The sequence below is a fragment of the Pseudohongiella sp. O18 genome (assembly GCF_021729085.1).
In the GTDB taxonomy this organism is placed as follows: Bacteria; Pseudomonadota; Gammaproteobacteria; order Pseudomonadales; family Pseudohongiellaceae; genus Pseudohongiella.
Genome location: NZ_JAJSAR010000001.1, coordinates 1,617,777 through 1,639,309 on the forward strand (window position 1 = coordinate 1,617,777; position 21,533 = coordinate 1,639,309).

Below are 21,533 nucleotides of genomic sequence, written 5' to 3' on the forward strand. Positions count from 1 at the left end.
TATTGGTATACAGGAGTGTTAACTGCAATCGATGTGCCACATCAAAAAAGATATGATATAGAATAACAATTAAAAAAAGGTCACCAGTTTGGTTCGTAATAAAAGGATGTGTGTTCCATAACGGTGCCGTGAAATAATTGTGTTGAAGGGGTGGGTGCTGTTATTGCACTGCTTTTAAGCGCGATTTTAGTGATGCCTCATAATGCGACACTATTGTCATGTTCGCTCGTGGTGCAAGGGCCCAAAAACGGGGCGCTCAATCTTCAGACCACATACGCAGAAGGTTGCTGCGTGATTTTAGCAGTAAGGCGAGCGTCGCCTGTTGATCTGCCTGTTGGCGCAACTGGGTGATGCTGCGTTCCAGATCAAAAAGTATCTCTCGCTGTGCAGGATCACGCACCAGACTGCGAATCCAGCCAACGATGACCAATCGCTGGCCGCGAGTCACGGGTGACACGCGGTGTAGAGTCGTTGACGGATACAGCAGCAGACTGCCTGCGTCCAGTTTAAAACTGCGCTCAGCAGATGCTTCATCGATCACCAGCTCTCCGCCCTCATAGCTGTCAGCTGCAGAGAGAAACAGTGTGAATGACAGATCGGTTCGTTGGCCGTCGATCATTGCATCGTCAACATGAAGGCCGTATTCCATGCCGGGTTCGTAGCGACTTAACAACAGCCGGACAATTGCCTTGGGACGAGCTGCCGCCTGAACCAGTTCATTAGCCAGCAATGCGTCACCTGTCTGCCGCAGCAGCCGGCTGACCAGCGGTGAGGGCTTTGCCTGCAGATTGCGCTTCAGCGTGCGTGCATGCCATCCGGCTGTGCTGGCGCCGTCTACGAATTGAGTCTCGTCCGCAGAAAGTTCGTAGAGCGATTGCAACAGGTGATCAGGCAAAGTCTGGCCGATGGGTAATATCATGTTAATACAATTGAGAATGATTATTGATTGTAGTAAGCTTCTTGCAGTTTACACGCTACAGTCGCTTAAACTGAAGTGTTTTTTGAAAAGACGTGTTGAAAAGAGGAGTGGGTATGGAGTCCAAGCATAAGCTCTGGCTGGGTCTTGGCGCAGTCTGTATGGCCGGAACCATGGTTTCTTGTGCGGGTTCGTCCGGCATGGACGGCATGGATCACAGTGCGATGGCCATGAGTGTGTCCGAGGGCGGTGAAGGTGGAGAAGGCGGCGAAGGCGGAGAAGGTGGTGAGGGTGGCGAAGGCGCCAGCAGCGTCGCTTCGGTCAGCAACGATGCCGTCTACCTGGGACAGCTCGGTTTTATCCGCGGGCACCTGATGGTTGGCGTTGACCTTTACCGTGCAGGCGATCGCGCTGCTGCCGAAACACATATGAAGCATCCCGAAGCAGAAATTTATGCGGCGTTGGTGCCCGCTCTGAACGCGCGCGGTGCACCCGGCTTCGCCAGCGAGCTGGAGGCTCTGGCAGTTGCCGTGGAACGTCGCCAGCCGCTGTCTGATGTGGAAGCTGCTTATGCCAACCTGCTGCAGGGAATCGCTGCAGCTGAAGATGTGGTCGAAGACCCTGACGCTGGATTGCTGGGTGAGGTTATTGTTGATCTCGTGAGCACTGCCGCTGCTGAGTACGACATCGCGGCAGGTGACGACCTGAGCCTGGAGAATGCCCATGAGTACCAGGATTCTTTCGGTTTCATGCGAGTGGCGTATGACGTGCTGGACCGAATAGAGGCGATGGGCGCCGATGCAGGAGTCACTGGCCGCATGCGTGAGCAAATGGACAGCATCATGCCCACCTGGTCTGGTGTGCAACCGCCGCAGCAGTTGCCGACTCAGCCAGCTGTGCTTTATGGCGCGGCCAGCCGCATCGAGCTGGCGGCTTCTGGTCTGTAATTCAGCCTGACTGGGAATCCTCTGGCCGCTCGACCGAGCGGCCAGACTCAGTCGGTCAACTCCAGTGCTACGGCAACCGCTTCGCCGCCACCGATACAAAGGCTGGCGATGCCCCGCTGTTTGCCAAGTCTCTGTAGCGCGTAAATCAAAGTAACGATAATTCGCGCTCCCGAGGCTCCTACCGGGTGGCCCAGTGCACAGGCACCACCATGAATATTGACCTTGTCGTGGTTAAGCCCCAGTTCCTGCATGGCCAGCATGGGTACCATCGCAAACGCCTCATTAATTTCGAACAGATCCACATCGTCGACAGACCAGCCTGTCTGGTGCAGCACTTTTTCGATGGCGCCAATCGGGGCAATTGTGAATTCGCCGGGATGACGCGCATGACTGGCCTGCGCACGCAGACGGGCAATAGGTTTGAGTCCCGACGCTTTCGCCACCGCCTCGCGGGCCAGCACCAGTGCGGCCGCACCGTCGGAGATTGAGGAAGAGTTGGCCGCGGTAATAGTTCCTTCCGCAGAGAACGCCGGGCGCAGCTGAGGGATCTTGTCGATATTGGCTTTTCCTGGCTGTTCATCGTGACGGACAGTGACTTCCTGTTTACCGGCCTTCACCGTCACTGGAACTGTTTCGGCGTCAAACCAGCCCTTGTCTATCGCGGCCTTGGCACGCGTCAGCGAGGAGATCGCGTAGTCATCCATCTGTTGGCGCGTGAGACCAAATTTGTCCGCCGTTTCCTGGGCAAAGCTGCCCATCAGTCTGCCCGTGTAGGCATCCTCCAGTCCGTCCAGAAACATATGGTCTTTCAGTTCGCCGTGACCAAGTCGCAGGCCGCCCCGCGCCTTGGGTATCAGGTAAGGCGCCTGCGTCATATTTTCTATACCGCCCGCAAGCACGACGTCAGCATGGCCAGCGAGGATCTGATCCATGCCCATCATGACGGTTTTCATGCCAGAACCACACATTTTGTTGACGGTCGTGCAGGGCGTTGTAACAGCCAGGCCTGCTCCCAGCGCAACCTGTCTCGCTGGTGCCTGGGCAAGCCCGGCGGGGAGCACACAACCCATCAACACGTCGTCGATCGCCTCAGGGTGCTGGGCCGGATCCAGTCCGGCGCGTTCCAGTGCCGCGCGTGCGGCGGCTGTCCCGAGGGCTGGCGCAGCCGTATTGCTGAAGACGCCCTGAAAGCCGCCAATGGCAGTGCGGGCGCCACCGAGTATCACCACAGATTGGTCAGTCATGTGCGATTGTCCTGTGTCCTGAAATTGCTGAATGTGATTAGTGATTGCTGCGCATCTGGCGAAGCCGCTGACGGCATTGCCGCTCAAATTCCTTGAGCTCGTGCAGGCTGAGCTGGATGTCTTCAAGTTGCTGTTTGAGTATCTGCTTGCGCTCTTCAATTTTTTCGAGCACGCGGCTGAGCTGGGCCAGTTCGCCGGTCGAGGACGAATCATAAAGCTCGAACAGCTCGCCAATTTCATCCAGCGAGAAACCCAGACGCTTGCCGCGCAGAATCAGTTTCAGACGCGTATGGTCACGTTGGCTGTATAGCCTGTTGCGACCTTCGCGCTCGGGGCTGAGTAATCCTTCGCTTTCATAAAAACGGATGGCACGTGTAGTGATGTCAAACTCTTTGGCCAGCTGCGAAATGCTGTAGGTTTTATTGCCACTTTCGCGTGGATCGAGCGCGTTGGTGCGCAGAAACGTATCGCTGAGTACCTGGGAAATGTCGGGCATGGAAGTAATTCTTTTTTGTTGGATTCAATGACAAGTGTCTTGATTGACGTTGACGTTAACGTCAATATAATAAACCACCACCAGCCACACATCAATTAGAGCACTGCCAAATGCCTCAGCCTTCGCGTTCCAGCTTTCCCCGCTTCGTCACTGCGGCCAGTCTGTTTGATGGTCATGATGCTGCCATCAATATCATGCGCCGTATGCTGCAGGCGGCAGGTGCAGAGGTCATTCACCTGGCGCATAACCGCTCTGTGCAGGAGGTCGTGGAGGCGGCATTGCAGGAAGATGTGCAGGGCATTGCAATCAGCTCATATCAGGGCGGACATGTTGAGTACTTCAGCTACATGATCGACATGCTGCGCGAACGCGGAGCCGGACACATTAAGGTTTTCGGAGGTGGCGGTGGCGTCATCATTCCATCCGAGATCAAGCAGTTGCACGATTACGGCGTGACACGGATTTACTCGCCTGAGGACGGTCAGAAGATGGGTTTGCAGGGCATGATCGATGACATGCTGCAACGCCTGGCCAACGATCAACAGGCTGCGCCAGTTGTGGATCTGGATGCCATGCTGACAGGCGACCGGCTGCAGCTGGCGCGCTTTATCAGTCACCTGGAGAACGGCAATGTCAGTACTGAACAGCGCGAGTATTTGCGCGAACGTACCAATCCGGTCAATCGCGCGCCAGTGCTGGGGATAACCGGCACGGGCGGTGCAGGAAAATCCTCACTGACCGACGAAGTCATTCTGCGAATTCGACAGGACAGTGGTGATGATCTGCGGGTGGCCGTGCTTGCCATCGACCCCACCCGGCGTCGCACGGGTGGCGCCTTGCTGGGTGACCGGGTCCGTATGAACGCCATCTACCATCCTTCAGTGTATATGCGCTCGATCGCCACGCGCGGCGCAGAGACAGAAGTGCCAGCCTGCATGCGCGACATCATCAACGCTGTGCGCGTTTCCGGGTTTGATCTGGTGATTGTCGAAACACCTGGCATTGGTCAGGGTGACGCTGGCATCGTGCCATTTGTCGATGCCTCGCTGTATGTGATGACGCCTGAGTTTGGCGCGGCCAGTCAGCTGGAAAAAATCGACATGCTGGACTACGCCGATGTAGTCGCGATCAACAAGTTCGACCGCAAGGGCGCAGACGACGCGCTACGCGATGTCAGCAAACAGGTGCAACGCAACCGCATGGCCTTTGATCGTGACACTGATCAGATGCCGGTGTACGGTACCATCGCCTCCCATTTTAACGATGACGGTGTTACTGCGCTTTATCAGGCCTTGCTGGCTGTGCTGCGCAAGAAAGGTTTGAAGGAGTTTGACAGCCAGCTGCCGGCCGTCAAGCGGCGTACCTCTACTCTTCAGAGTGCCGTTGTGCCCGCCCAGCGACAGCGCTATCTGGCGGAAATTGCTGACACTATTCGCAGTTACCGTCGCCATGTTGAGCAGCAGTCTATGCTGGCACGGGAGATTCAACAGCTTGAAGCATCTGCGGCGATGCTGGGCCAGGCTGACATTGACGCTGCTGTGGCGCCATTAAAGGCGCTGGCTGATCAGCGTGCTCAACAGCTGGACGGCGAGAGTCATGACCTTCTGGCTAAGTGGCCACAACTAATGCAGGACTATGCCGCCGATGAGCTGGTTGTGCACGTCCGAGATAAGGAAGTACGCACTTCGCTGGTAACGACCAGTCTGTCTGGTACACGTATCCCTAAAATTGTACTGCCGCGTTTCACTGATCATGGTGATCTGCTGCGCTGGCTGATGCTGGAGAACGTACCGGGTCGCTTTCCTTACACGGCAGGTGTATTCGCATTTAAGCGAGAGGGCGAAGATCCCACACGGATGTTCGCTGGCGAGGGCGATGCATTTCGCACCAATCGTCGGTTCAAGGCGCTGTCGGAATACTCCGACGCCAAGCGCCTGTCCACAGCATTTGACTCGGTCACGCTGTACGGCTTTGATCCGGACGAGCGTCCGGACATCTATGGCAAGGTGGGTAACTCGGGTGTCTCGATTGCGACGCTTGATGATATGAAAGCGCTGTATGACGGATTCGATCTTTGCCACCCCAACACCTCGGTATCGATGACCATCAATGGGCCGGCGCCGACCATCCTGGCCATGTTTCTGAATGCAGCCATTGACCAGCAACTGACGGCCTTTGAACGCGAGCAGGGCCGTGCGCCGTCGACAGAAGAGTCTTCACAGATTCGCACACGTGCGCTGCAGTCCGTGCGTGGCACAGTGCAGGCTGACATCCTGAAAGAAGATCAGGGTCAGAATACTTGTATTTTTTCCACCGAGTTCAGCCTCAAAGTGATGGGCGACATCCAGGAATACTTCATCGAAAACAGGGTGCGTAATTTCTATTCGGTGTCCATCTCCGGCTATCACATTGCCGAAGCCGGCGCCAACCCCATCTCGCAACTGGCATTTACGCTGTCCAATGGCTTTACCTTCGTGGAGGCCTGGCTGGCTCGGGGCATGAAGATCGACGACTTTGCGCCGAATCTGTCCTTCTTTTTCTCTAATGGCATGGACCCGGAATATACCGTGCTGGGTCGTGTGGCGCGCCGCATCTGGGCCGTAGCAATGCGCGAAAAATACGGCGCCAATGATCGTAGTCAGAAACTTAAATATCACATCCAGACCTCGGGCCGCTCATTGCACGCACAGGAGATGTCATTCAACGATATCCGCACCACCCTGCAGGCACTGATCGCCATCTATGACAACTGCAACAGCCTGCACACCAACGCCTACGATGAGGCCGTCACGACGCCCACCGGCGAGTCTGTGCGTCGCGCCATGGCGATTCAATTGATCATTAACAAAGAGTGGGGACTGGCGAAGAACGAGAATCCCAATCAGGGCGCGTTCATTATTGATGAGCTGACTGATTTGGTGGAAGAGGCCGTGCTGCAGGAGTTCGAGCGCATCGCTGAACGTGGCGGTGTGCTGGGTGCCATGGAGACCGGGTACCAGCGCGGCAAGATTCAGGACGAGTCGATGCTCTACGAACATCGCAAGCACGATGGCTCGCTGCCCATCGTGGGCGTGAACACCTTCCTCAACCCGGATGGTGAGGACGACAACAGTGAGTTCAATATGGAGCTGGCACGCTCCACTGAAGAGGAAAAAATAAGCCAGATCAAACGGCTGCGTGCATTCCATCTTCGACACGCGAAAGACTCCGATACCGCGCTAGCTCGTCTCAAAGATGCTGCCCGTAATAACGAGAATGTGTTTGCTGAACTGATGAATGCTGTGCAGGTCTGTTCGCTTGGACAGATCACTCAGGCGTTCTTTGAGGTTGGCGGGCAGTATCGTCGGAATATGTAGACTATCGGGACTATCAGTCTTCCACAAACAGTCGCAGCCGATCTATTGCCCGATCCCACTGCAGTGAGGCCATCTCCAGATAGGATCTGGCTTCATTCAGTCCGGTCGCATCAAACACGTAACGCGTCTCGCGACCTTCGCGCTGACTGATGACCAGTCTGGCGCGCTCGAGTACTCGCAGGTGTTTCGTGACTGCCTGTCGTGTCAGGCCGCTGCCCTGAGTCAATTCTACAATTGCATGGGGCTGACCATCCTGCAATCGGCTAAGCAGGCTCAGCCTGGTCGAGTCTCCGAGGGCAGCAAACAGTGGCACGGCATCTTTTGGCAAAAGCGGTGCCGTCGGGTCAACTGACATAAGCTTTGATGTGCTCCGCCTGTATGTCCCAGCCCTGCGTGTTGTTGCGAATGATTAAGTCCCGGCTGTCATCCGGTAATGCCGCGAACCCGGATTCTGTAATCGTCAGACGTGTCCCGCCATCTATCGGTTCCAGTCGAAACTCGACGCGTGTGGTGGGTCGCTGCGCCAGGGGCAGGTGTGCATCAACATTATCGTGGTGCCAGTGAAAGGAGAACAGTGACTCTGGTTCCATGGTTTCTATGGTCGCCAACCATTCGTATCCCTCGTAACCTGGGTAGGTGGTCAGGCCCGTGGAGCGACTGCCAGGTGCAAAGGGTTCATTAAGATCAACGCGAAACCATTCGCCGAACTGTCGATAGTCTGTCAGTGCCTGCCAGACACGGGACTGGCTTGCCTTCAGGTCAACAACTTTGACCAGAGTGTCCTGTTTGTTCATGGGGTGCTCCCGGTGTCAATAGTTTATATGCAACCATAAGGTTGCATATTGTGCATTTTATTGCAAGCGGTCTCTATGCGCAAATGTCGGGTGTTACAGATGACAGCCTGCGGTTACAATCGCGAAACAATAAATTTGAGTGGGTGCAGTAATGCTGAGCTGGTTGTTGGCCTATCTGGGGCTGGGCGCAGTGACCGGGCTGCTTGCGGGACTTTTCGGGATTGGTGGTGGTGCAGTCATGGTGCCGGTGCTGACCGTACTGTTCGCGCAACAGGGTTTCGTGTCTGATTATGTTGTGCACCTTGCGCTCGGCACCTCCATGGCCACTATTATCCCGACATCGATTGCCAGTCTGCGCGCCCATCATAGCCGTGGGGCCGTGCTCTGGCCTGCTGTTCGCGGACTGGCCCCAGGCATTATTGTCGGTACCTTTGCAGCAACATTTTTGGCAGCCTATCTCTCTCCGCGCCCTCTGGCGATTTTCTTCTTCTGCTTCATGTGCTTCGTGGCGGTGCAGATGACTCTGAATCGCAAGCCGCCACCTTCCCGTCAACTGCCTGGCGCGGCATCGTTGGCCGGTGTTGGCAGTATCATTGGGGGCATCTCTGCGCTGGTGGCGATAGGTGGTGGCACCATGACGGTACCGTTTCTGACCTGGTGTAATACCCGTATACAGACGGCGATTGGCACCTCGGCAGCGGTCGGTTTGCCGATTGCGCTGGCCGGTACCCTGGGTTATCTGATCAATGGCTGGTCTATCGCAGATCTGCCGGCATTAAGCTGGGGATTTATCTACTGGCCAGCGGTGCTGGTCATGGCGCTGGCCAGTCAGCTCAGTGCGCCTGTCGGCGTCAGACTGGCACACAGCCTGCCGGTTGCGACGCTCAAGAAGCTATTCGCAGCTCTGGTGATTGTGCTGGCCTTGCAGATGTTGAGAACAGTGTTGGGGTAATTGACGAGGTAATTGGATGACAAGTTACTGGTTGGTGAAAACCGAGCCTGATGAGTGCAGTATTGATGACTTTGCCTCACAAGCCGACAAACCGATCGTCTGGGAGGGCGTGCGCAATTATCAGGCGCGAAATTTTCTGCGGCAGATGTCCGTAGGTGATGAGGTGTTCATATATCACTCCAGCTGCAAGCATATCGGTGTCGCAGGCATAGCACGTATTGTTAAAGCGGCTTACCCTGATCCGGCGCAGTTTGATCCGCGATCAAGCTACCACGACCCAAAAAGCAGTGCTGACAAGCCGCGCTGGGACGCGGTGGATCTTGTGTTTGTTCGCAGGTTTGAGCGCTTAATTCCACTGGATGAGATAAAGGCCAATCCGGAGCTGCTTGAGTTGCCGCTGGTCAAAAAAGGCAACCGGCTTTCTGTGATGCCGGTTAGCCAGTCTGAGTGGCGGACCATGCTGAGGTCGGCCAGCTGAGGGTGGTCAGTCCGTGATCAGCCTCAGCTGGCCTTGCCTGATGTTTGCCAGCAGGCTCAGCCTTGCGCGGTGGCCGGCCTGCCACTACGGCTCCGATCGACCGGGCGCTGGTAACGGCTTATATCCAGGCCATCGCTGCGGATTGCAGGTCGATGACCGCTGATGATGTCACTCAACACTTGCGCCGAGCCGCATGACATGGTCCAGCCCAGCGTGCCGTGACCGGTATTGAGGTACAGGTTGTGCAGCTGGGTCGCGCCGACAACTGGTGTGCCGTCCGGCGTCATGGGTCGCAGTCCAGTCCAGTATTCAGCCTTGCTTACATCGCCGCCTTCCGGGAACAGATCCCCGATCACCATTTGCAGTGTCTGCAGCGGGCGCTTGCGCAAACTCAGGTCGTGCCCTGCGAGCTCTGCCATGCCACCAACGCGAATACGCTGGTCGAATCGAGTGATGGCAACTTTGTAGGTTTCGTCCATCAAGGTTGATACCGGAGCGCGAGCATCGTCTGTCACCGGAATGGTCAGAGAGTAGCCCTTGACCGGATACACAGGCAGCCTGATGCCAAGTGGAGCCAGCAACCCTGGAGAGTAGCTGCCCAGCGCGAGGATATAATTGTCAGCAACCAGCTCTTGCGGCTCGGCACCGTTATTCCGCTTACAGATCGTCACCGATTTGATGCGGGTGTCATCGCTGTTCAGCTTTGTGATGTCTGTGCCATAGCGGAATTCCACACCAAGCGCACGGCAGCGTTTCTCCAGTTCAACCGTAAACATGTGACAGTCGCCGGTTTCATCCAGTGGCAGGCGCAAACCACCGGCCAGTTTGTCGCGGCTCTGTGCCAGGCCTGGCTCTGCACTCACGCAGGCTTCAGCATCCAGCAATTCGTAGGGGACACCCAGTTCCTTGAGCACGGCGATATCTCGTGTCGCTGCGTCCATCTGGGCATTGGTGCGGAACAGCTGCAGTGTGCCACGGCGGCGCTGCTCGTAGTCGATGCCGGTTTCATTCCGCAGCGCAATCAGGCAGTGGCGGCTGTGGTCAGCCAACCGCATCATTCGTTCCTTGTTGACCTGATAGCGCGCAGAAGTGCAGTTGCTCAGCATTTGCCACATCCAGCGATACTGTTCCATGTCCGCGGTGGGACGGATTGCCAGTGGTGCGTGGCGTGACATGAGCCATTTAATCGCTTTCAGGGGCACGCCGGGCGCTGCCCATGGCGCTGAGTAGCCGGGAGAGACCATACCGGCATTGGCAAAACTGGTTTCCTTCGCCGGTCCATACTGGCGATCAATCACAGTCACCTGATGTCCGGCTTTGGCCAGATACCAGGCGCTGGTCATACCGATAACGCCGCTTCCCATCACAATGCAGTGCATAGTATTTCCTGTCGACTGTTTCATGCTGACTCACCTCAATTAACTTCGGTGTCAGTTTCTGGAACATATTGTAAGTGTTCAGCACTGCGTGTATTTTTTGTATTAACTGGTTAAGGCAGTAATTATTACTGCAAAGTTTTAAAAATTCAGAGGTAATTAATGAAAACGCGCAGAGCTTCGAGTCGTGAACTGGACAAAATAGATCGCCAGATCTTACGCATATTGCAAAAAGAGGCGCGGATTTCCTTCGTCGAGCTCGGCGAGCGGGTGGGTCTGTCGACCTCACCCTGTATGGAGCGTGTGAAACGTCTGGAGCGGGAAAAATTTATCCTGTCCTACGGCGCGCGGCTCAATCCACACAAGCTGCACGCCAGTCTGCTGGTGTTTGTGGAAATCAGCCTGACTTCCAAATCCGCCAGTATTTTTGATGATTTTCGCAAGGCTGCGACCAAGCTGCCGCATGTGATGGAATGCCATCTGGTATCGGGTGATTTCGACTACCTGGTCAAGGCCCGCATATCCGAGATGGCCTCCTACCGCCAGTTGTTGGGCGATATCCTGCTGAAACTGCCCGGTGTGCGGGAATCGAAGAGTTACATCGTCATGGAGGAAATCAAGGAGACGCTGGATATCCCCGTGCCAGAAGAGGTGATTGTATAGGACTCGGTCACCTGCATGGAGCCACCCGGAAAATTCACTACCTGCTCACGGCCCAGCAGGGTTTGCGGGTCGCTGAACAGCAGGGTTGCTTCCCCACTGGGCTGACCTGCAACGATGATGCTGAAACTCAGGCTGTCGCCTCCGCCAGTCAGACTGTCTGCCTGAACCCAGTTCTGAACTCCGCCATCAGCGTGATCCGGCGGCTGCACGGAGGTGAGCCTTGCCAGATTGTGCAGGATCCCCATGCGCGTCAGACCGATGACCAGCGCTTCGCGAAGTGCAGCAGGCTGGGCGACGGCAAACTGATTGTCACCATTGCCACCGACCAGGCCGGTATCCGTGCTGCCAAGATGCAGCGATACTGGTTCGCCACCAAAGCTGCCGTCAGCACGCAGTGAGGTCTGATTGTCGCCCATGATGGTTAAGGTGCCACGCAATTCGGCCGCAAAGGCACCCGTGGCGATGACTTCAAATGAGACTGTTAACGTGGGACTGTTGAGAAGCTCGGCTTCCAGCGTCGCCAGTTGCTGCTCAGGTGTGGGCCTGCTTGAGCAGGCAGAGCCAATTACAATCAACAGTAATCCGCAGCAGAATCGATGGAGTCCTGTCAGAGATGTTTTGCTCATCAGTGCTGTTCCCGCATGAGTTGATCCAGGTCCAGGCTGCGCGAGGTTCAAAAAGGCTGGAAACCAGCGCCTGCTCGGTTCACAATTCCTGACATGATTATAGGCAATTCTGGAGCAAAGTCATGAGCGCGAATCCACAAACACTGTTTGATAAACGTCCGTCCCATATCCCGGCTGAGGAATGGCAGGTGCGCGTGGATCTGGCAGCAGCCTACCGTCTGGTCGCCCACTTTGGTTGGGATGATCTGATATTTACGCATCTTTCGGCGCGTGTGCCAGGCAATCACCATCACTTTCTGATTAACCCCTACGGCATGATGTTCCATGAGATCACCGCCTCATCCCTGGTTAAAGTTGATCACGAGGGTGCCGTGGTGGCGGATAATGGCTATGGCGTCAATCCCGCCGGTTTCACGATTCACAGCGCCGTGCATATGGCCCGACCTGACGCGGGCAGCGTCATGCACCTCCACAACCACGCGGGTACTGCCGTCTCGGCTCAGAAGGAAGGCCTGCTGCCCATCACACAGACGGCCATGCTGGTGCATCCGCGCGTGACTTACCATGACTATGAGGGTGTGGCTCTGAATCTAGACGAGCGTGAACGCATTGTCCGTGACCTCGGCGACAAGGACATTATGATACTGCGCAATCATGGCACCCTGACACTAGGCAAAGGTGTGCCCGAGGCCTTCACCTTGATGTACTTTCTTGAAAACGCCTGTGAGAAACAGATTCGCGCGCAGGCCGGCGGCGAGCTGCACTTCCCATCTGCCGAAGCGATAGAGACGACCCGCAAGCAGTCCGAAACCCTTCCCAAAGTGGCCAAACTGCTCTGGCCAGGCCTGCTGCGTACGTTGGACGCCAAGGATCCCGGTTACCGACAGTGAGGCCGACATGCACTACTCCAGGCTGGATATTACTGAGACCGAAGGCTACCAGGCATTGCTGGACGCGTATCGTGTTGACGAGGCCAGCCATGTAAAACGACTTTGCAGTCAGCTGCAGTGGTCGCAGGCGACGCTGGATGAAGTGCAGCAACGGGCTCGCGATCTGGTTGCCACGGTTCGTGCCAATCGGCGTAATGGTTCGGGCGTTGATGCATTGATGCAGGAATACCAGCTGTCCAGTGATGAAGGTGTGGTGCTGATGTGTCTGGCCGAGGCCTTGCTGCGCATTCCCGACAGCGATACGGCTGATCGGCTGATTGAGGACAAACTGGCCAGCGGCAACTGGGGCAGTCACCTGGGTAAAAGTGACTCTTTGTTTGTAAATGCCTCGACCTGGGGGCTGATGCTGTCCGGACGAATCATGGCCCCGTTGGATACCGAGCAGGGTCAGCATGTATTCAGGCAGTTTGCGCAGCGCTGCGGCGAACCCATGGTCCGGCAGGCAGTTCGCCAGGCTATGCGCATTATGGCAAGACATTTTGTCATGGGTCGCACGATTGATGAGGCTCTCAAGCGCCGCGATACCGACTACCGTTACTCCTTCGATATGCTGGGTGAGGCCGCCAGGACGCAGCCAGACAGCCAACGCTATTTCAAAGCCTATGCAGCGTCCATTCACGCTATCGGAAAAACTGTGGCTGAGCACACATCTCCTATCAAGGCGCCAGGTATCTCGATAAAGCTGTCGGCTCTGCATCCGCGATTCGAATTGTCACAGGCCGATCGTGTGATGACTGAGCTGATCCCAAAGGCACGAGAGCTGGCACTGCTTGCCAGGCGCTACGATATCGGACTGACGGTCGATGCCGAAGAAGCTGATCGACTTGATCTGACGCTCGCTGTTTTTGCTGCACTGGCTCATGATCCGGCACTGAGCGGATGGGATGGCCTGGGCCTGGCCGTCCAGGCGTATCAGAAGCGCTGTTTTGATCTGCTGGACTTGCTTGCTGAACTGGCGCGGAGTTCACAACGCAGACTGATGGTGCGGCTGGTCAAGGGGGCTTACTGGGATAGTGAAATCAAACGCGCACAGGAGCGGGGGCTGGCAAGCTATCCGGTATTCACACGCAAGGTGTGCACAGACGTTTCCTACCTGGCCTGCGCACAGAAACTGCTGAACTACCATGAGCTCCTCTACCCGCAGTTCGCCACGCACAATGCCTACACGGTGGCAGCAATTCTTACGCTGGCGGGTGACTATCGTGATTTTGAATTTCAGCGCCTGCATGGCATGGGTGGCCCGTTATATGACCAGTTGCTGGCGAATTCTCGCGATCTGGTATGTCGCGTTTACGCGCCGGTTGGCAGTCATGAGGACCTGTTGCCGTATCTGGTCAGACGGTTGCTGGAGAATGGGGCCAATACCTCGTTCGTCAATCGTATTCTGGATGACCAGGCGCCTATTGAATCACTGATCCAGCATCCGCATTTGCAGATTGCGGGCCTGGAAAAAATATCGCACCCGAGAATTCCTTTACCTGTTGAGCTTTATCCTGATCGCGTCAATTCCGCAGGCATCGACCTTCACGACACCGAAACATTGGCTGCACTGCAGGGGGACTGGAAGCGAGAGCTGCAAAGGATCAATTCCGCCCAGCACTCGCCCAGCAGCGACGCTGATATCGAGAGGGCACTGGCGACCGCCCATGCCAGTTTCGAAGACTGGGATGCCACGGAGGTAGAACAACGAGCACTGTGTCTGGAAAATCTTGCTCAGTTGCTGGAAGTAGAAACGCCAAGATTGATGGCGCTGTGCACAACTGAAGGCGGAAAAACAATCACGGATGGCGTCGCTGAGGTCCGCGAGGCAGTTGATTTTTGCCGATACTATGCGCTGCAGGCGCGCCGAGAGTTTGCCGTGCGTACGCTGCCAGGGCCAACCGGCGAGCTTAATCAGTGGCGGCTGCGTGGCAAAGGTGTTTTTGTCTGTATCAGTCCGTGGAATTTTCCATTGGCGATTTTCCTGGGGCAGGTCACAGCCGCACTCGTGGCTGGTAACAGCGTCGTTGCCAAGCCAGCCGAACAGACGCCAGCAGTGGCCATCGCAGCGGCTGAGCTGATTCATCAGGCCGGGATTCCCAAAGAGGTTTTCCAGTTGGTGCTGGGTGGGGAGAAGACGGGTCGGAGACTGGTCAGGGACAGCCGGGTGGCCGGTGTTGCCTTTACCGGTTCCACAGCGGCGGCGCGCTCCATCAATCAGTCACTTGCCGCACGTGATGCACCTATCGCGACATTGATAGCGGAAACGGGTGGTCTTAACGCCATGATCGTGGACTCGTCGGCGCTGCTGGAGCAGGTGGTTACTGACGTGCTTCAATCGGGCTTTCAAAGTGCCGGTCAGCGTTGCTCTGCATTGCGCATTTTGCTGGTTCAGGAAGACATCGCAGATGAGCTGATCCGCTTGCTGGCAGGGGCCATGGACGAGCTGTGTATCGGCGATCCCGCCAGGCTGGCAACTGATGTAGGCCCTGTAATTGATGCGGAAGCTTATGAGCGCCTTGCACAGCATGCTGACTTCCTGGATAGCAATGCCCGCTGCCGTAAACGCTGTGCCTTGCCAGAGGAGCTTCCGTCAACGCTCTATTTCCCGCCGCAACTGTATGAAATTACCAGTATTGACCAGATACAGGAGGAGGTTTTTGGGCCAATCGTTCATCTGTTGCGGTATCACTCTGCCGACCTGGACAAGCGCATAGATGAGATAAATGCGACCGGTTATGGTCTGACCTTCGGTATTCACAGCCGCATAGACAGCCGTGCACGACAGATTGCATCGCGCATCAGGGCCGGCAATGTGTACGTCAATCGCAATATGATCGGTGCCATTGTTGGAGTCCAGCCCTTCGGCGGCACGGGTCTGTCGGGCACGGGCCCCAAGGCCGGTGGGCCGCATTACCTCAGTCGATTCGCCACGGAACAGTCAATCAGTACCAACACCACCGCAGCTGGCGGCAATGCCTCACTAATGGCCATGTCGGACGACGATTCGTGAGTCCAGACTGACGTGTTCGCCTATCTGAGCCTGTTTGTGGTGGCGTTTGTTGCGGCTACTCTGTTGCCTGCCTCATCCGAAGCACTGTTGCTCACATTGCGTCAGCAGGGGTACCTGCTGTGGGCTTTGTGGCTGGCTGCAACGGCCGGTAACACCCTGGGTTCCTGTGTCAACTGGTGGCTGGGGCGGGAGATTCTCAGGTTTCAGCATCGTCGCTGGTTTCCGGCCGACGAGAAAACGCTGGAGCGCGCCAGCGGCCAGTTCGCGCGATTTGGCAGCTGGAGTCTGTTGTTCGCCTGGCTTCCCATAGTCGGTGATCCACTTACCTTTGTCGCCGGTATATTACGGATACGCTTCGATCTGTTTCTGTTGCTGGTAGCAACTGGCAAGGCTGCACGTTACGCCTTAGTGTTGATGATCGGACATTCTTTACTCGGTATTTCCGCCTGATTTTCGTTAACTGTTTAAAAGTCCTGACAAAATGTAACAAACAGGCCGGTCAGCTATTAGGTAGGATGGGAATCTCTTCGGCGAAGTGGGAGAACCAATGCTCAATGTAAAAACCGTTCCAATACTCATGCTTGCCAGCACCAGCCTGTTGTGGGGCATGAGCTCTGCACAAGCGCAGGAAAATACCGCTGAACTTTCCACTGAATCCCCCGCACTAGAGGCTGCGACCGATGGCACTGTCATCTATCCGGCTTCTTTTTTCACACCCTACAATCCGGTATCTGTGAGTGACATGCTGGATCGGATACCTGGTGTGTCGGTTGGTGGCGGTGGCGGTGGCGGCGGTGGTCGGGGCCTTGGTACTGGGGGCGACGTGCTGATTAACGGTCAGCGTATGGCAGGTAAGGAGAATTCACCCCGCGACCAGCTTGACCGGATTGCTGCCCAGGAGGTGGAACGTATCGAAATCATCAGGGGTACGTCTGCCGAGCTGGATGTTCGCGGATCCGGTCAGGTCGTCAACGTGGTTCTGGCAGATGCCAACAGCCGATCCAGCACGACCGTTGAGCTTGTTGGGCGCTGGAATCATGATCAGACAGCAGAGGCAGGTGCTTCAGTATCGCACAGCAGGCAAATCGGCAATTTGCAGGGGCTGATCAACATTGAAGCGCGCCCCAATTACGAAAACCGCGAGAGCACAGAGCTTCAATATGACCCGGCCGGACAGCCTATTGGATCCCTTTTTGAAAGCAATGTCCGCGATCAGGACATACTCGAGATTGCAGGTAATATAGGGTATCAATGGGCCAACCAGCGAGCGCAACTGAATGTGCTCTATGGCGATTCAGGGTATCCGCGCCGGGTCAGCCGCGATTTCAGAGATTATCTGGAATATGAGCAGACTGACAATGATCACAGCAACTGGGAAGTTGGCGGTGACTACGATATCAGCTTCGCCAACGGGCACCGCGCGCAATTGCTGTTCGTCGCCACAGACCAGACGCGGGATGAGCAGCGCGAGCGGTATCGTGCCGATCCTGACACTGCACAGGTGGCTGACGTCAACAACAAGACACTGTTTATCGACTCTGATCAGCGCACACGTGAGCGCATTGTGCAAGGCAACTACAGCTTTCCGTTAACGTCTGATCAGAATCTGCGTGTCGGACTTGAAAGAGCCGTTACCCGTCTGGATTCAAGTCTGCTGGTCGGTTCGCGACATTCGGGCAGTGGATCTCTGCCGCCATCCGAGCGCTACGGAGGCCTGAACCCCCAGCCATCTCTGTCAAATGCGGGCACGACCGTCGAGGAAGTCCGTTACGAGGGTTTTGCGTTTCACAACTGGGTTCTGAGCCCAAGAAGTACCCTGGAAACCAGTCTGGTGTACGAGTCATCCGAGATTTCCCAGTCCGGTGTTGTCGACAACAGTCGCCGGTTCAACTATTTGCGGCCCTCCATTGACTATCGTTTCAATTTCACCGAGTCATTGCAGTTACGTGCAACGGCGGCCAAAGAGGTCTCACAGCTCAGCTTTTCTTCATTTGCAGCCACCGTCAACGACGATGACCGTGAACAGAACACGGATGCCGGGAACCCCGAACTGACGCCGCAGGAGGAGCTGCGATACGAACTGGGGCTGGAATACCGGCTGCCAAATGACAGCGGGGTGGTCAATTCGCGCATCTTCTATCGTGATATTGAAAACTACATTGGCAACATCAACGCAACAGTCGACCCCAATGAGCCACTGTCAGCTGAGGGTAACGTAGGGCCCGCGACGCGGTGGGGAATTTTCAACGATGCCAGCCTTCGCCTGGGCTTCCTGGGCGTACCCGACGCAATCGTGTCGGCAGAGCTCAACATCTTCGATTCCCAGATCACCAACCCCTTCCTTGGCTCCAAAGAACGTATCAACCGGCGGGGCGAAGCGGAACTGGGCTTTAGGCACGATGTGACAGCCTGGGCATTAAGTTATGGCTTTGACTACCGTTACCCTTTCCATGGGGGTGAGTACGATATTGACGTCACCACGATTACGCGCAATGATAATCAACCCTCTCTGGATATGTTTGTGTCCAGAGTGTTTTTTGATGACGTCACTGTTCGACTGGAATCGGACAATACCCTGGGGCAGTCCAGATGTCGCTCCCGCTACCGATACGAGCCGTCAACAATTGATGGTGAGTTGAGCAGAATCGAAGACTCATGCAGCAGCAGGTATCGCCGCTTGATCTTGAGTGTCAGTTCTACATTCTAGGAGCCAGATTTGAGATGATGTCCGCAGCTAACGGATTGCGGCTGTTTGTTCTGGACGATGATGAAAGCGTCAACTTCACTATATGTGCAATAGCCAGAACGGCCGGTTTTGAAACCTTATCTGCGACTGATGCCCGATCATTTTTCGCGAGGCTGGACGATTTTCAGCCAACGCATCTTGTAATTGACTTGCAGATACCTGAAGTCGACGGTATTGAAACACTCAAGCAGCTTGCCGGGCTGTCCTGCGAATGTAACCTCATTATCAGCAGCGGTCTCGAAGGTCGTGTTCTGGATGCGGCCGCGCGAATAGCCCGGGAAAAAGGCTTGCGACTGTCCGGCATATTGCCAAAGCCGTTTTCTGCCAATGAACTCAAAAAAATGCTGCTGCAGTCGCGCGCGGAAACAAGTCCGGGGGCGTTACAGTCTGAACAGCAACAGCGCTCAACGGCATACACCGAATTAAGTCGCGCCATCAATCAGAATGAAATTACCCCGCATTTTCAGCCCAAAATTGCCTGCGGCAGTGGCGAACTGGTTGGTTTTGAATGTCTGGCCCGTTGGCAGCATCCCAGTCAGGGAATGATTTATCCGGACGCCTTCATACCGCTTGCCGAACGGTCTGGTTTGATTGGCCCATTGAGCCGAGTTGTATTCAGCCAGGCCATGTGCTGGCTGAGTGAAAATTTTGCCAGCCCGGATGTCAAACTTGCTCTGAATATGTCTGCCCGACTGCTGGCAGAAGCTGACACACCGTTATGGTTGGTCAGCCAATGTCACCATTACAGCATTGATCCGCGCCAGATTATCCTCGAAGTGACGGAGACCAGCAGTCTTGAGAATCCGGAGCTGGTCCTGGAATATCTGACACAGTTGCGGATAAAGGGCTTCAGCCTGTCGATTGACGACTTTGGAGTGGGTTACTCCTCTCTGACGCAATTGGCGCGACTGCCGTTTTCTGAAATGAAGGTGGATAAGTCTTTTGTAATGACTGCACCGCAGTCGCAGGAGTCACGCAAGATTGTTGAGGCTATAGTTGGTCTCGCTCACACACTGGGTCTGACCGTGACTGCGGAAGGCGTAGAAGATGCCTGGACACTGGGCATGCTGGGCGACATCGGTTGCGATGCAGCCCAGGGCTTTTACATTACCCGCCCAATGTCAGGAAGCGCGGCTCTGCAGTGGGCGCGTACACGCCCACAGCGAGGTAAGCAGTCCGGTCATTCTGCAGGGAGCGCGTAGACCACAAGCGCAGCCCCCTGACTCTGCAATTGTCCCATTGGGCCCTCAGGTCCACCAGTCATTGCCATCACGGCGCCCATGAATGTGCCCGCGTGAATGGTAGGCTGGCCAATAACCACTGCAATATGCTGGCGTCCATCAGCCATGTAAGTGACCGGGAATGAAGCAGGTATGTCGCCAGTATTGACCTCCCACAGCAAGGAACCGTCCTGCTGACTCAGAGCCTTGAAGCGGTGATCAAGTGTGCCGCTAAATATAACGCCGCCGGCAGTTGCCACTATAGCAGTGGTGGGTGGTGCCAGCTCCCTGAAGTCCCACAGCAGTTCACGTGTTTTCACATTCATGGCCTGCAGGCGGCCAAACTGACCCTCCTGGCCAGGAACTGGCGTCGGGTTCAGCGCGGCACCCGTCGACAGAATACTCTGGCCGCCAACCGGGCCGCCGTTCATACACATTTGTGTGATTGGCAAAAACAGAATGTCGGTGTCCGGGTTGATCGAGCTGACCTGCCAGTTGCGTCCGCCGGCAGCGAACGGGCATACCAGTTGTGTTGTTTCTGCATTGGGTCTGGCATTGATAGCCATGGTTTTGGCACCCGTTTCCGGGTCGATTGCCGTGATCAGATTCTGGAGACCCAGATCTACGGAATACAGATATTCTCCGGTCGCTGCGTCCAGCGCATCGTACAGAGCCATTTTGCCGGCGGTAATCACGGCCTTGCGCATCTGACCATTGACTGGCACGTTAACAACCTGACGTTCATAAACCCAGTCGAGATCCCACTGATCATTAGCGTTGTGCTGGTAATGCCAGGCCAACTCCCCAGAGCTTACATTGATGGCCAGCGTCGAGTTCGTATAAAGCGCATCTGCTGTCACTTCGCCGTCGTTTTTTGGATGCAGAAGCGGCGCTGTGTCATATGTTGGTGCGGTACCGAAGTAGACCAGATCCAGTTCCGGATCATAGGTTGGCGGCATCCACACCGAGCCGCCGCTGCGGGCGCTCAGCTCCAGTCCGTTCCAGGTGTTGTCGCCGTGTTCACCGGGTCGCGGTATGGTATAGAAACGCCATGACTCTTCGCCGGTTTCCAGGTCAAGAGCAACGATGAACCCACCCTCCGGAACCATGGTGGCATTGACGCCCTGGATAATTTTGCCATTGGCTATGATCGGCGTCGCTCTTAGCGTATGGCCACGTCGGCCTACCAGAGAGTCAGCGATGCTGTGTTGCCAGATTATCTCGCCGCTGCGCATATCCAGCGCGACCAGCTGCATGTCGTTGGTCGGCATGATGACCTTGTTGCCGTGAAGTGCTACGCCGAACTTGGAGCTGGGGACTGCGCCCTCACGAGTAGGGTGCTGATATTGCCAGAGTGTATCGCCGGTAGCTGCATCGAGCGCGTACAGACGATCATCGCCGTTGGCCAGGAACATCACTCCATCGTGAACGATGGGCGTCGGCGTATTTGAACTGGCTGGCAGTGGCACCCTATAGGCTTCCTGCAACTGGCCAACATTGCTGGTGTTGATCTGATCGAGTGGGCTGAATCCGTATGCATCCCAGGTGCGGCGCCACATCAGCCAGTCTCCGGCTGGCGGATCTGCGAGCATGGCGTCACTCACCGGGCTGAGCTGATCAAGTAGTGGCTTCGACTCTGCGGCCGTAACGGCAGGCAGGTACCAGCATAATGTGGTAAGAGTCACGCAGGCGAGTGGTTTGACAAATCTGTGGATCATTCCGGGCACCTTATTATCAAGAGCATTATTGTTATTTTGGAACCGTTGACTGCCTGACT

18 protein-coding genes are annotated in these 21,533 nt (G+C 55.8%); 10 read left to right on the top strand and 8 right to left on the bottom strand.

Annotated features, from left to right (window positions below; genetic code table 11):
* Window positions 1-256: 256 nt before the first annotated feature.
* Window positions 257-919 (bottom strand): Fe2+-dependent dioxygenase, encoded by a 663-nt coding sequence (locus tag LVD14_RS07120; RefSeq protein ID WP_237133331.1) that lies wholly within the window; start codon window positions 917-919, stop codon window positions 257-259.
* A gap of 113 nt (window positions 920-1,032) precedes the next feature.
* Here LVD14_RS07120 and LVD14_RS07125 point away from each other — a divergent pair, with 113 nt between their 5' ends.
* Window positions 1,033-1,863, top strand: coding sequence for a hypothetical protein (locus tag LVD14_RS07125; protein ID WP_237133332.1), 831 nt, complete (start codon window positions 1,033-1,035; stop codon window positions 1,861-1,863).
* 47 nt (window positions 1,864-1,910) lie between these two features.
* On the opposite strand, the gene LVD14_RS07130 is transcribed toward LVD14_RS07125, so the two are convergent.
* Window positions 1,911-3,107 carry a thiolase family protein gene (locus tag LVD14_RS07130; RefSeq protein ID WP_237133333.1) on the bottom strand — a complete coding sequence of 399 codons (1,197 nt, stop codon included), beginning with the start codon at window positions 3,105-3,107 and terminating at the stop codon, window positions 1,911-1,913.
* A gap of 37 nt (window positions 3,108-3,144) precedes the next feature.
* Complete coding sequence (locus tag LVD14_RS07135; RefSeq protein WP_237133334.1) at window positions 3,145-3,603, bottom strand: MerR family transcriptional regulator; 459 nt, start codon at window positions 3,601-3,603, stop codon at window positions 3,145-3,147.
* A gap of 110 nt (window positions 3,604-3,713) precedes the next feature.
* Between LVD14_RS07135 and icmF the strand changes: the two genes are divergently transcribed.
* Window positions 3,714-6,959: a fused isobutyryl-CoA mutase/GTPase IcmF gene (gene icmF, locus LVD14_RS07140; RefSeq protein ID WP_237133335.1), complete on the top strand. Its 3,246-nt coding sequence runs from the start codon at window positions 3,714-3,716 to the stop codon at window positions 6,957-6,959.
* 13 nt (window positions 6,960-6,972) lie between these two features.
* Here icmF and LVD14_RS07145 read toward each other — a convergent pair whose 3' ends face one another.
* Complete coding sequence (locus tag LVD14_RS07145) at window positions 6,973-7,314, bottom strand: ArsR/SmtB family transcription factor (RefSeq protein WP_237133336.1); 342 nt, start codon at window positions 7,312-7,314, stop codon at window positions 6,973-6,975.
* Entirely contained in the window at window positions 7,304-7,753 is a 450-nt protein-coding gene (locus LVD14_RS07150; protein WP_237133337.1) for an SRPBCC family protein, read from the bottom strand. Before LVD14_RS07150 ends, LVD14_RS07145 begins: the two co-directional genes overlap by 11 nt.
* A gap of 151 nt (window positions 7,754-7,904) precedes the next feature.
* On the opposite strand from LVD14_RS07150, the gene LVD14_RS07155 reads away from it, so the two are divergent.
* Both LVD14_RS07155 and LVD14_RS07160 read left to right on the top strand, forming a co-directional pair.
* Window positions 7,905-8,705: a sulfite exporter TauE/SafE family protein gene (locus tag LVD14_RS07155; RefSeq protein WP_237133338.1), complete on the top strand. Its 801-nt coding sequence runs from the start codon at window positions 7,905-7,907 to the stop codon at window positions 8,703-8,705.
* Between the two features lie 16 nt (window positions 8,706-8,721).
* Window positions 8,722-9,183, top strand: a complete 462-nt coding sequence (locus tag LVD14_RS07160) for an EVE domain-containing protein (protein ID WP_237133339.1) — start codon at window positions 8,722-8,724, stop codon at window positions 9,181-9,183.
* Window positions 9,184-9,239: 56 nt separating this feature from the next.
* Here LVD14_RS07160 and LVD14_RS07165 read toward each other — a convergent pair whose 3' ends face one another.
* On the bottom strand, window positions 9,240-10,562 hold the full coding sequence (locus LVD14_RS07165) for a D-amino acid dehydrogenase (protein ID WP_237133442.1): 1,323 nt from the start codon (window positions 10,560-10,562) through the stop codon (window positions 9,240-9,242).
* Window positions 10,563-10,721: 159 nt separating this feature from the next.
* Here LVD14_RS07165 and LVD14_RS07170 point away from each other — a divergent pair, with 159 nt between their 5' ends.
* The gene (locus LVD14_RS07170) at window positions 10,722-11,222 is read left to right on the top strand and encodes an Lrp/AsnC ligand binding domain-containing protein (protein ID WP_237133340.1); all 501 of its coding nucleotides are present in this window, start codon (window positions 10,722-10,724) and stop codon (window positions 11,220-11,222) included.
* Here LVD14_RS07170 and LVD14_RS07175 read toward each other — a convergent pair.
* The gene (locus tag LVD14_RS07175; RefSeq protein ID WP_237133341.1) at window positions 11,156-11,848 is read right to left on the bottom strand and encodes a hypothetical protein; all 693 of its coding nucleotides are present in this window, start codon (window positions 11,846-11,848) and stop codon (window positions 11,156-11,158) included. The two genes, LVD14_RS07170 and LVD14_RS07175, sit on opposite strands and share 67 nt — an antisense overlap.
* Window positions 11,849-11,970: 122 nt before the next feature.
* Between LVD14_RS07175 and LVD14_RS07180 the strand changes: the two genes are divergently transcribed.
* The 5 genes from LVD14_RS07180 to LVD14_RS07200 all read left to right on the top strand — a co-directional run bounded on the left by LVD14_RS07180 (window position 11,971) and on the right by LVD14_RS07200 (window position 19,738).
* Window positions 11,971-12,738 carry a class II aldolase/adducin family protein gene (locus LVD14_RS07180; protein WP_237133342.1) on the top strand — a complete coding sequence of 256 codons (768 nt, stop codon included), beginning with the start codon at window positions 11,971-11,973 and terminating at the stop codon, window positions 12,736-12,738.
* A gap of 7 nt (window positions 12,739-12,745) precedes the next feature.
* Complete coding sequence (gene putA / locus LVD14_RS07185) at window positions 12,746-15,790, top strand: bifunctional proline dehydrogenase/L-glutamate gamma-semialdehyde dehydrogenase PutA (RefSeq protein WP_237133343.1); 3,045 nt, start codon at window positions 12,746-12,748, stop codon at window positions 15,788-15,790.
* Between the two features lie 12 nt (window positions 15,791-15,802).
* Window positions 15,803-16,240, top strand: coding sequence for a YqaA family protein (locus LVD14_RS07190; protein WP_237133344.1), 438 nt, complete (start codon window positions 15,803-15,805; stop codon window positions 16,238-16,240).
* Between the two features lie 97 nt (window positions 16,241-16,337).
* On the top strand, window positions 16,338-18,497 hold the full coding sequence (locus tag LVD14_RS07195; RefSeq protein ID WP_237133345.1) for a TonB-dependent receptor plug domain-containing protein: 2,160 nt from the start codon (window positions 16,338-16,340) through the stop codon (window positions 18,495-18,497).
* Window positions 18,446-19,738 (top strand): EAL domain-containing protein, encoded by a 1,293-nt coding sequence (locus LVD14_RS07200; RefSeq protein WP_237133346.1) that lies wholly within the window; start codon window positions 18,446-18,448, stop codon window positions 19,736-19,738. The genes LVD14_RS07195 and LVD14_RS07200 overlap by 52 nt, the downstream gene beginning before the upstream one ends.
* Here LVD14_RS07200 and LVD14_RS07205 read toward each other — a convergent pair.
* A complete protein-coding gene (locus LVD14_RS07205; RefSeq protein WP_237133347.1) occupies window positions 19,717-21,474 on the bottom strand; it encodes a pyrroloquinoline quinone-dependent dehydrogenase in 1,758 nt (585 codons plus the stop codon). The two genes, LVD14_RS07200 and LVD14_RS07205, sit on opposite strands and share 22 nt — an antisense overlap.
* Window positions 21,475-21,533 lie beyond the last annotated feature (59 nt).